Below are 10,792 nucleotides of genomic sequence, written 5' to 3'. Positions count from 1 at the left end.
AATTCCGTTTTACCCACCACGCTTTTTTTTAAGTTGTCAAACCAGTTTAAAGCTCTGTTGAAGAATAGTCCATTTGTTTGAACACTGACGAAATAATTACTCGTAGGTAAGGAAATATCCAATAAAGATACCAAAACATTCCGCCATGTCTCTTCGTATATATTTTCCATTCCCTTGGCTCCATACCCTTCAAACTAAACACTTTTTCCAAACGCTTAGCCAAAGGTTGGTTTGAATCTTTCCAACTGCCGCCATAGGAGTTTCTCGAACAAGTACCTATGTAACCAGGGGCTATCCACAGCAAGCACCCCTTTTGACGCGCCCTGAGTCCGTAATCGTAATCTCCTAGTTGGTGGGGGAAAGCATCATCTATATTACCAACTTTTTCAGCTACCGCAGCAGGTATTAGCACGCAGTTACCGTTCATTGTTTGGCATTGCTGGGGTGACTCCCCCGCTTCTACCAATTTAAATTTGAGGCGACGCCAACGGTTGTAACGCACCTGACCGCCGTAAGTAGGCTTTTTACTGACGGGATCTCGCGTCGAGCCGACGACGATCGAATTGGGATAACCTTGCGATGCAAGTTTATTGTGGGTATCGAGCAGTTTGCCGATCGCGTCAGCTTCGAGAGTGGTATCGTCATTGAGCCAAAGATAATAGTCATAACCAACCTTAAGAGCTTCGGAAAATGCCAGTCGCATTCCGCCACCCCAGAACAAGTTGCCCTTGCCTGCAATCAGTTTGACAGTCGGATAGTTTGCCCTGACTGCATCCGATGTACCATCAGAACTAGCGTCATCTACGAGGTATACGTCACAACTGACATTTTGCTCGTAAAGCGCTTGCAGACATTTCAAAGTTTGGTCGCGTCTGTTGTAACAAGCGATCAAAATCGCTAAGGGTACGTGGTTCACTCGAACTTACCCCAGAAACTTACCGAGTTTTGATTCAGCATACTTTAAGAATTCCTGCCGTGCAACAGCATAAATATCTACTAACTCGGTAGATCGACTTCCAGTAGTAGAAGTCGTTCCATTCACTCTAGCCATTAAGGTAAAGAGTTTTCCAGTCAGGCCAGAGCAACCACATTGCTCCTGCGTTAAGTTTAGAAGAAGAATATTTGGTGTATAGGTCGGATATGTTTGTTATTTTTTGTTACAAACAACTAATTTATCCCCTTACAGCTATGACGCTGTTAGCGTCAATAACCATCGCTGTTACCTATCCCAGCCAAGCGCAGCGGCCAAGGGGACAAAGGTCTGTTTCACCCCGACCGACTGCCAGCGTTGTACAAGCGGAAGCAAACTATACATTAGGGGGAGGAGATCGGATTCGGATTGATGTGTTCGAGGAACCGCAACTCGGGGGAGAGTTACAAGTCCCGTTAGGTGGCCTCATCACGCTGCCATTGATTGGCGGGATCTCGATCCAGGGTTTGACGACAGAACAAGCATCTCGGGCGATCGAGCGTCGATACGCTCCCTACTTGAAACGTCCCGTTGTGACGGTAACGCTTTTGTCTGCTCGGCCTGTAAATGTTTTAGTTTCTGGAGAAGTGAATAACCCGGGTTCCTACTCCATTACGTTGGCGCAAGGACAAGGATACCAGTCTGGGGTGCAATACCCCACGGCCATCCAAGCAATCAAGCTAGCTGGGGGATTTACCCTAACGGCTGATATTCGTCGTATCCAGCTGCGTCGTCCGCAAACATCTAGTCGAGAAAGAACGATCGATATCGATTTTTGGAAATTTTTACAGGCAGGCGATCGGGGTCAAGACGCCATTTTGCGAGATGGAGACACGATTTTTGTTCCGACTGCGGCTAACCTGAGTGTAGGAGAAACAAGGCTGATCGCATCTGCGGGTTTAATCGGAGATCCAGAAAAAGCACGCACTGTAGCTGTGGTAGGGGAAGTTTTTCGACCGGGGAGCTACGTTGTAGTGGGAGGAGGCACAGCTGCTGAGCCAAGAAATCTGGGCTTGCCAACCGTCATCAGGGCTATTGAGCTGGCTGGGGGAATTACATCTTTAGCTGATATTCGCTCGATCGAGCTACGCCGCGCTACTAGAGCAGGTACGCAACAAATAATCAGTTTGAACCTCTGGCAACTCTTACAGACAGGAGATTTGCGACAAAATGCGATATTGCAAGATGGAGATACGATCGTTGTTCCCACAGCTACCGATGTCAACCCAGCAGAGGCAGAACAACTAGCTACGGCTAGTTTTGCTCCTGCTAATATTCAAGTGACTGTGATCGGAGAAGTGAAAACACCTGGGAGCTTAAGGGTAGCCCCCAACACTACCTTGAATCAGGCTTTGTTGGTAGCGGGAGGATTCAACAACGCTCGCGCTCATCGAGATACAGTTGAACTAATTCGCCTCAACAGTAATGGTAGTGTGTCTCGACGATCGGTACGTGTGGATATGTCCCAAGGAATTAACGAGCAAACTAATCCCCAACTTCGCAATAACGACGTTATTGTTGTAAGGCGCTCTGGTATAGCACGCATCGCTGACACGGTAGATACTGTTTTAACCCCTGCCACTAGGAGTAACCAATTATTCAATATTCCGCTGACAATCTTAGAGATTTTTAGACGATTGTAAAGCAGCCAACGCAATAAGGTTTACGCTATGATATGTTCGCGTGCTAGAGGATTAAAAATAAATACAAACTTTTTGGCAATATTAGTGATAAAAAATACATAGGAACCAAATGGATACCGAACCATACTATCAATCCTGGACAAAAAAAAATGGCAATCTGCCGCAATCGTTGCCGGCTAAATACAAAACCGAGTCGGAAAAAAGCGACGAAGAGAAATTGCTCAAGGATCTGAGTAAAATATTTGCGGCTGGGCGACGAAGGATTATTTTAATCGCTACAGTAGCGCTGGTAGTAACTGGTGCGATCGCTTACAAACTAAAGGATCAGCCTAAAAGTTATGAAGGTAGATTTGTGCTTTTAGTTGAGCCTGTAACGACCTCGGAAAATAAGTTAGTATCATTACTCTCGCAAACTGTAGGCGAACAAAATAGATTAACAATAGAAGATTTTACTTTGGATTACGAAACACAAATTCGGGTTTTGCGAAGCCCAAAATTGATGGTTCCAATCATAGAAAAAATTCAAGAAAAGTATCGCGGCGTTGATTACGATACACTGATGGAACAGTTAACAATAGAGCGGCCTATGAAAGAGAAGTCAGGGACGAGGCTCTTAAGTGTCAGTTACAAAGATAAAAATCCAGAAAAAGTACAATTTGTATTAGATAAATTAGCAGAAGCTTATTTAAAGTACAGTCTGAAAGATCGTCAAACAAAGCTACGCCAGGGTATTGAGTTTATTCAAGCTCAACTACCAGAACGCGAACAGAGAGTGAATATGCTGCAAGAACAACTGCAAAAACTGCGGCAACAATCAAACTTAATCGAACCCGGGAAAGTCAGCCAAACGTTGACCGAACACGCCCTTGCGCTTGAAAAAAAACGAGTAGATATTCAAGCAGAACTAGCTCAATCACGAGTCAACTACACTACCCATAAAAAACTGTTTGATGAAGGAAATATTGAGGCGCTACTGAGTGAAGACGAGGCCGCTTACACTCGATTACTATTACAGATTCACGATCTCAACACCGAAATTGCGGAAAAGTCAGCTCGATGGGGTGAGAAGCACCCAAGCTTAATCGCACTACGGGAAAAGCAGCAGGATTTAGTTAAACTTTCCCGTAAAGAAGCGGAAACTATTTTGGAGAAAGCCGCTGGGAAAATCCAAGAACTAGAGGCTAGCAACCAAATCATTATGCAAGCTGAAAATAATATAAGAAAACAAATGAAAGAGTTTCCAGCAGTGGCACGTAGGTATGCGGAATTAAATAGCGAATTAGAAGTTGCTACTGATGCTTTAAACAAGCTTTTAACTAAGTTAGATGCGCTACGGATAGATTCTGCTCAACAAGAATTACCTTGGGAATTAATTACTCCTCCTGAAATACCTCGGGACAAAGATGGCAATCCGCAAGCGGCTCCTGTAAATAAGAAAAACTACATTTTAGGGGCAGTTTTGGGATTGGTATTAGGGATTGGCTCTGCTGTTGTTGTAGAAATTTTTAATAATGTTTTCCACAGTCCGGAAGATGTTGAAGAGGAAACTAAACTACCAGTACTGGGAATAGTTCCTTTTGCAAAAGAAGCAAAAAGCTTCTCCAAAAATTCTGGAAAACTAGCTCGCATACCAATCATAGCTAATTTAAGCAAACAGGCTGGTAAGTATCTTGTCATTTCTAAAAATGCTAAACCCCAAGGATATATTTCTTCTCCTTTATTAGAAGCATTCCGCTCTCTGTATACCAATATTCGTTTGCTGAGTCCCGATAAACCGATCCAATCTTTAATAATCGGTTCTGCTACACCTGGAGATGGTAAATCTACGGTTGCGGTATACTTGGCCCAGACAGCAGCTGCGATCGGTCAGCGGGTATTGCTGGTGGACGCGGATTTGCGCCGTCCCAAGATTCACAAAAAGTTGGGTTTACCGAACGTGCGAGGACTGAGCGAAGTAATTTCTTCAGATATAGGATTGAATGAGGTAATCCAGCGATCGCCTTCTCAGGAAAATCTCTTTGTGCTGACTGCTGGCTCAATTCCGCCAGACCCAATTAAAGAACTTTCTTCTGAAAAGATGCGGCATTTAATGGAGCAATTTCAAGCCTTTTTCGACTTGGTTATTTATGATACTCCCCCTGTGGTCGGTTTGGCAGACGCTAACCTCTTAGCTGCCTATACCGATGGGCTTGTCATGGTGATCGGGCTGGAAAAGACAGACCGCTTCATGGCTATCAAAGCCCTAGATGGATTAAATATCGCGGGTGCTGCTGTCTTGGGTGTGGTCGCTAATGGTGTTAAAGGTTACAAAACTAAAGTCTATAAGGCTTATCAGCGAATTTAGTAATTTCTCACGACAAAAGTCGCTTCGGTGTCCCCCACTCAGAAACCCCTCTCTCAGAAAACTAGAGGGGCCTCCTATTTTATTTCACTTTTCCATAAGGGCATTTTGCTGGTTATATCTCGGAGCGAGATAGTCAATTATGTTTTTCGGCATCTGACGACTAAGACTGATTAGTTTATGCTCGCTCTACCGACTTTATCGTCGTTAGCGAGTTCTCGCTCAGCCTTTTTCTACAGCTTATCAACACTGCTTATCCCCCTTTGTGCAAAAACTTTACATTTCTATTAAAAACTTTTTATAGCTAAATGAAACGAAAGAGCATCCTTAAACAAAAATAAATAATAGTGATAGAAAAACTTATAACATGGCAAACATAGGTATAGCTCTGCTAAGCATTTATGACATCCGCTTGGTATTCCTTTCCACTCTCATTGCAATTGTTGCCTCTTATACAGCACTAGAACGGTCTTTTCAACTAACGGTAGCGGTAGCGCTTGCCCGTCAGATGTGGCTGGGTGGTGCGATCGCTCTTTTAATCGGCATTTGGTCTATGCACTTCGTTGCTGGGGGATCTTACCAATTACCAATGTGGATCGCCTACGACCCTAAAATCATCTTTGTCTTGATGGTAGTAGTAATTGTGGCATCAGTATCTGCGTTAAGAGTGACCAGCTTCAACGAGAAAAGTTCGGACAAGCTATGTTTTGGCTTCATTGGGATGAGTGTAGCGATTGCTACCATATGTTATGGGTGTATGGCTGTAAAGCAAATCGATGCAGTTGGACGCTTCGATCCAAAATTCGTGGCATTATCCGCAATCGCTTGTCTAGCGTCTGCGGTCGGTCTGTGGCTGCTATTCCATACTGGTAGAGAAGCCGTGGCAAAGCGCGATCGCTACCTCGCGGCTTTGCTAGAAGTAGAACGCAGATTATCGGCTTTTGACGACAACATTAACTTTTATGTACAAATTTTAGAACTCTTGGGACAAGCTTCCGGTGCAAGCCACATTTACTTATTCGAGAACGATCGCAATGTCAAGGGCTGTCTGGGGATGCGCCAGTGTGCTGAGTGGTGCTACCCCAGTGTGGAGCTAAAAATCGATCGTCCTATACTTCAAAACCTTTCTGATGAAGACTTTTTTCTTCGATGGGCGCATTTGTTAGCAGAGGGCGAAATTATTGCAGGTACAATCACAGAATTTCCAGATTCAGAACGTCTGTTTCTAGAAGATCGAAACATACTTTCTTTACTCGTTTTGCCAATTGTAGTCAATAGTAATTTGTTTGGATTTATCGTTTGTGCTAACTGTGTCGAAGCACGCGCATGGAATTCCTCCGAAGTAAACTTTTTGCGTGCAGTAGCGACGGCAATTTCCCACGCGCTAGAGGGTGCAATAGCCCAGTCAGATCTAAAAAAAACAAAAGCAGAATTAGAAATTGAAGTTTTGCAGCACACAGCCTCCTTAAAAAGTGCGAACGATCGACTGCAAAGGGAGATTGCGGAACACCAGCGAACCGAACAGGAATTAGAAAAATCCCTATCTCTACTTTGCGCCACACTCGAATCTACTGCGGATGCTATTATCGCAGTAGATGAACAGGGAAAAATAATCATTTATAATCAGAAGTTTATCGAAATGTGGCAAATACCCACATCTGCGATCGGCTCTTTTCTCGACGAGCAACTGCTAGCTTATATGACAAATCAACTAGCAGAAACCGAAAATTTTGTTGAAAAAATTAGAGAATTGTTCGCGCAATCGACAGCAGAATCTAGGGACTTCATAAAATTTAAAGATGGTCGAATTTTTGAGCGCTATTCGCAGCCGCAGATTGTAGGCAAAAAGATAGTAGGCAGAGTATTTAGCTTCCGCGATGTTACTCTTCACCGAGAGGCAGAAGAAAAAATTCGCTATCAAGCCACCCACGATCTCCTGACAGCGTTACCCAATCGGATGCTATTCAACGATCGCCTTTCGGTATGCTTAGCAGCTTCCCATCGGACGGGAGATATGTTGGCTGTGATGTTTCTAGATTTAGATCGCTTTAAGGCTATCAACGATACCTTGGGTCATGCGATGGGCGATCGCTTGTTACAAGAAGTGGCACATAGGCTAAGCGGCTGTCTGCGACAATGCGATACCATTGCCCGTTGGGAAGGTGATGAATTTACCCTGCTATTACCCCAAATCAGATATGTAGAAGATGCTGTGAAAATCGCCCAAAGAATTTTGGCAGCCTTAAAACCAACCTTTTATATCAACGGTCATCAATTGCACATAAGCAGCAGTATCGGCATAGCCTTTTATCCTAATGACGGTGAAGATGCGGAAACACTGATCAAAAATGCAGATGTGGCACTATGTCGTGCGAAAGAGCAAGGGCGCAATACATACTGCATATATACTCCGGCAATCAATTCCAGAACTTCTGAATTGTTAATTATCGAAAACAGTCTGCACCGCGCCTTAGAACGGGGAGAATTTGTCGTCTACTACCAACCTCAAGTTAATACGATCGCAGGGGAAATCATCCAAATGGAAGCCCTGATCCGCTGGCAACACCCTACTCTTGGGTTTATCTCCCCTGCCACATTTATTCCCCTCGCAGAGGAAACTGGGCTAATCGTACCTATTGGCGAATGGGTTTTAAGAACTGCCTGTAGGCAAAATAAAGCTTGGCAAGATGCTGGTTTACCGCCTATACGCATAGGAGTCAACCTTTCAGCCCGACAATTTCAGCAACCAAATTTGGTAGAAATGGTAGCGCAGATTTTGTCCGATACAGGTTTAAATCCGCAGTTTTTGGAATTAGAAATTACTGAAAGTATTGCTATGCAGAATGCCGAGTTAACCCGTTCAATTTTGATGGAATTCGAGCGGATGGGAGTGGGGATAGCAATGGATGATTTTGGGACGGGATACTCTTCCTTGGGCTATCTCAAAAAATTCCCATTTCACACGTTAAAAATTGACCAATCTTTTGTAAGGGATTTAATCACAAACCCCAATGATGTCGCTATCATTACGGCGATTATTGCTTTGGGGCAAGGGCTCAATCTCAAAGTAGTAGCAGAAGGAGTCGAAACAGAACAATTGAAAGAGCTTTTACACACTCTTGAATGCCAACATATGCAGGGATACTTTTTCAGTCGTCCCTTACCAGCTTCAGATGCCACTAAGTTAATGGGGCAAGCTAGAAAGAAGGATTTAGTTAAGCTTTCTTGTCTTGCAGGTGTTTCCTGCTGCACTAATTAATGGATGATGGGATGTGCAATGTCTCTACATTGCCACAGCAAACACGCTACGCTAACATTAGTAGCCGATGTTGAAAAACTGGCGAACCATGTCCAAGTGTCAAATGTACTGTTTCAGGGCAGATTACCAAAGCTCTATTCACTTTGATGAGCGCACTGTACCGGATTGGCTGCGTCTAGAGGCGGATTGGCAAGGATATAAACTATTAACCCTTCCAGAGGTCGCTGATGTGGCAAGGGTGCTGGGCGCTCTTAGTATAGAAGACTCTGCCGATGAATGGATATCCCATTTAGAAAGCTTGGGGTTGAAAGGCGTTCAGCAAGTTACTTGCGAGGAGTGGTTTGAAGACAGAAGATATTGTTGATCTACCTACTCGCTTTGGTAGTTTTTGTTGCTCTGTTTTGACTGAATGACCCCAACGTCTGAAATGTTAGTTTCCGTTCTCGTTGCTTTCTACTGCTTGCAAATATTTTTCAAATCCCATACGTTGTTCGGCATTATGCAGAAAGTAGCCGCTCATCATTGCAGAAGCCAAAAGCCGACCGAGATTTTCCCGCGTTGTGGTAATTGTTACGTCGAAGTGTTCGTGAGGTAAACCTCCTAACATTCCGACAAGGTTGCGTTCTATTACCTGAACTGCTTCCGGAGAGGGTTTGGAGAGGTGGGCGATCGTCTCTGGATTGAGAGATTGGACGTATTGCCACAGCAAGTTGCTGCCTTCACTTTGGTTGCCAAAGAATTCTGAAGATCGGTTTGAGAGATTATTCATAGTATTAACAGCCAATTTGTAGAGTTTTTTAGCTTTCTACAAACTAATGTAACAGAGGCAAGAGATGGTGTTCGCTGAGGCCAACCGAACGGTAGGTACGGATTTTCCTACTTTCGTTAATCTGCCACTTTCATCGTAGTTTTTCACACAAGGGGGGAATGTATCACCGATCGAGTAGGGTTTTCCCCAATGACTGAATTTTGCATTGGGGAGATTATGAAATCAAGGAGAAGTCGATCGAGTTTTTGCTTCTACCTAGAGATAAGTTAGAAACGACGACACGATGCGATCGCACGATTGGGAAGTGCGATCGCGTGTTATTTTTGGGGATATAATTACTTTGTTAGCAGTTTTGACTAACAAATTTCATGTTAAGCTAAATCTTAATTAATTTCAACTAAGATACGCACACAACCCAATGGTCATCAAATGGCGCTTGGCTGCTGTCATGGCAGACCGAGAAATGGACTACCGAGAAGTGGCGCGTCGGGCTGGTCTTCACCACGTCACTGTGAATAAACTGAAAAACAGCTACGAGATGCCTCCCCGTCTAGACCGTACTACGCTAGAAAAGCTTTGTATGGTACTCAATTGCCAGCCTTCTGACCTGTTGCGCTACGTCCCAAGTGAAGAGACGAGTTCCAATAAAGCTAGCTGATGTAGAGGTAACTCTACTGGAAAAACTCAAATTAAGGAAAAAATAGTATGAAACGCGAGACGATCGAGCTTTTATCCAGCCGGGAGATCGAAAAAATGCGTCAGGCTGGCCAATTCGCTGCCGAACTCCTCAATTTTCTCGAACCGATGGTAAAACCGGGGGTAAGCACGCTACAAATCAATGATGAGGCAGAACGCTGGACTAGGGCTCGTGGGGCCAAAAGTGCGCCCCTTGGCTACAGGGGATTTCCTAAATCTATCTGCACCAGCATTAACGAAGTAGTATGCCACGGTATTCCTAACGCTAAGCAAATTCTCAAAGAGGGCGACATCATTAATATAGATGTGACGCCTCTCGTTGACGGCTATCACGGCGATACTTCCAAAACTTTCTTTGTCGGTACGCCTTCACCGAAAGCGCAAAAGTTGGTGGAGGTGACGCAAGAGAGTATGATGCGAGGTATTGCAGAAGTCAAACCTGGGGCGCGTGTCGGCGATATCGGTGCTGCTATTCAAGAATACGCGGAAGCTCAAGGTTTTTCTGTGGTGAGAGATTTTGCCGGACATGGGGTTCACCGCATTTTTCATACTGCACCTGAGATTCTCCATTACGGTATCTGGGGGACAGGTTTGCGTTTGAAACCGGGTATGGTTTTTACGATCGAACCTATGATTAATGAGGGTTCGTGGGAAGTTGAAATCCTTAAAGATGGTTGGACTGCTGTGACGAAGGATCGAAAACTTTCTGCCCAATTTGAGCATACGGTGGTTGTAACTGAGTCAGGTGTCGATATCCTGACTTTACCGCCAGAAAATAGTAACTGAAATCTACATTAATTTATCGAGAAAGCGATCGCCTAATTTAGCTTAATTAAAAAGGGCGATCGCTTTGAACTAATTTACTCGCCATTCATCGCTCGGCGACTATCTAAACGCGCTAAACTGTTGAGTAAGGATTTAGTAAAATTATTTGAGTGCGATCGCATCGCTAAAAAAATATGCAAATAACACAACGGCGATACTACACGCCAGAGGAATATCTGGAACTAGAAGAGGCTGCTGACTCCAAAAACGAATATATTGATGGAGAAATCATTCCTATGGCAGGTGGATCTGCAAATCACAATCGGTTATCAGGTAATTTCTACGCTGC

At 44.2% G+C, this 10,792-nt stretch carries 9 protein-coding genes; 7 read left to right on the top strand and 2 right to left on the bottom strand.

What is annotated here, in order from left to right; translation table 11 throughout:
• Nucleotides 1-46: 46 nt before the first annotated feature.
• Nucleotides 47-916 carry a glycosyltransferase gene (locus tag H6S82_RS06665; RefSeq protein ID WP_190463743.1) on the bottom strand — a complete coding sequence of 290 codons (870 nt, stop codon included), beginning with the start codon at nt 914-916 and terminating at the stop codon, nt 47-49.
• 224 nt (nt 917-1,140) lie between these two features.
• Between H6S82_RS06665 and H6S82_RS06660 the strand changes: the two genes are divergently transcribed.
• From H6S82_RS06660 to H6S82_RS06645, 4 genes are all read left to right on the top strand, one after another.
• Nucleotides 1,141-2,613 (top strand): SLBB domain-containing protein, encoded by a 1,473-nt coding sequence (locus H6S82_RS06660; RefSeq protein WP_190463744.1) that lies wholly within the window; start codon nt 1,141-1,143, stop codon nt 2,611-2,613.
• A gap of 109 nt (nt 2,614-2,722) precedes the next feature.
• On the top strand, nt 2,723-4,957 hold the full coding sequence (locus tag H6S82_RS06655; RefSeq protein WP_190463745.1) for a tyrosine-protein kinase family protein: 2,235 nt from the start codon (nt 2,723-2,725) through the stop codon (nt 4,955-4,957).
• 364 nt (nt 4,958-5,321) lie between these two features.
• Nucleotides 5,322-8,213 carry an EAL domain-containing protein gene (locus H6S82_RS06650; RefSeq protein WP_190463746.1) on the top strand — a complete coding sequence of 964 codons (2,892 nt, stop codon included), beginning with the start codon at nt 5,322-5,324 and terminating at the stop codon, nt 8,211-8,213.
• 88 nt (nt 8,214-8,301) lie between these two features.
• Nucleotides 8,302-8,577 carry a hypothetical protein gene (locus H6S82_RS06645; RefSeq protein WP_199315188.1) on the top strand — a complete coding sequence of 92 codons (276 nt, stop codon included), beginning with the start codon at nt 8,302-8,304 and terminating at the stop codon, nt 8,575-8,577.
• 66 nt (nt 8,578-8,643) lie between these two features.
• Here the strand turns inward: H6S82_RS06645 and H6S82_RS06640 are convergent, their stop codons facing one another.
• Nucleotides 8,644-8,982: a DUF760 domain-containing protein gene (locus tag H6S82_RS06640; protein ID WP_190463748.1), complete on the bottom strand. Its 339-nt coding sequence runs from the start codon at nt 8,980-8,982 to the stop codon at nt 8,644-8,646.
• A 418-nt stretch (nt 8,983-9,400) separates the two neighbouring features.
• Here H6S82_RS06640 and H6S82_RS06635 point away from each other — a divergent pair, with 418 nt between their 5' ends.
• The 3 genes from H6S82_RS06635 to H6S82_RS06625 all read left to right on the top strand — a co-directional run.
• Nucleotides 9,401-9,640 carry a helix-turn-helix transcriptional regulator gene (locus H6S82_RS06635; protein ID WP_199315189.1) on the top strand — a complete coding sequence of 80 codons (240 nt, stop codon included), beginning with the start codon at nt 9,401-9,403 and terminating at the stop codon, nt 9,638-9,640.
• A 47-nt stretch (nt 9,641-9,687) separates the two neighbouring features.
• A complete protein-coding gene (gene map / locus H6S82_RS06630) occupies nt 9,688-10,464 on the top strand; it encodes a type I methionyl aminopeptidase (RefSeq protein ID WP_190463749.1) in 777 nt (258 codons plus the stop codon).
• A 173-nt stretch (nt 10,465-10,637) separates the two neighbouring features.
• Nucleotides 10,638-10,792, top strand: a 155-nt coding sequence (locus H6S82_RS06625; RefSeq protein ID WP_191056104.1) for a Uma2 family endonuclease, incomplete at its 3' end; no start/stop codon positions are given.

Source organism: Planktothrix sp. FACHB-1355 (assembly GCF_014748295.1).
In the GTDB taxonomy this organism is placed as follows: domain Bacteria; phylum Cyanobacteriota; class Cyanobacteriia; order Cyanobacteriales; family Aerosakkonemataceae; genus Aerosakkonema; species Aerosakkonema funiforme_A.
Note: the sequence above shows the minus strand (reverse complement) of the source record. Positions and strands in the feature narration are given on the sequence as shown.

Excerpts from the sequence above, each read along its gene's own strand:
- H6S82_RS06640 (WP_190463748.1), bottom strand. The coding sequence starts at position 8,982 with ATGAATAATCTCTCAAACCGATCTTCAGAATTCTTTGGCAACCAAAGT.
- H6S82_RS06650 (WP_190463746.1), top strand. The coding sequence starts at position 5,322 with ATGGCAAACATAGGTATAGCTCTGCTAAGCATTTATGACATCCGCTTG.
- H6S82_RS06645 (WP_199315188.1), top strand. The coding sequence starts at position 8,302 with ATGTCCAAGTGTCAAATGTACTGTTTCAGGGCAGATTACCAAAGCTCT.
- map (WP_190463749.1), top strand. The coding sequence starts at position 9,688 with ATGAAACGCGAGACGATCGAGCTTTTATCCAGCCGGGAGATCGAAAAA.
- H6S82_RS06660 (WP_190463744.1), top strand. The coding sequence starts at position 1,141 with ATGTTTGTTATTTTTTGTTACAAACAACTAATTTATCCCCTTACAGCT.
- H6S82_RS06635 (WP_199315189.1), top strand. The coding sequence starts at position 9,401 with ATGGTCATCAAATGGCGCTTGGCTGCTGTCATGGCAGACCGAGAAATG.
- H6S82_RS06655 (WP_190463745.1), top strand. The coding sequence starts at position 2,723 with ATGGATACCGAACCATACTATCAATCCTGGACAAAAAAAAATGGCAAT.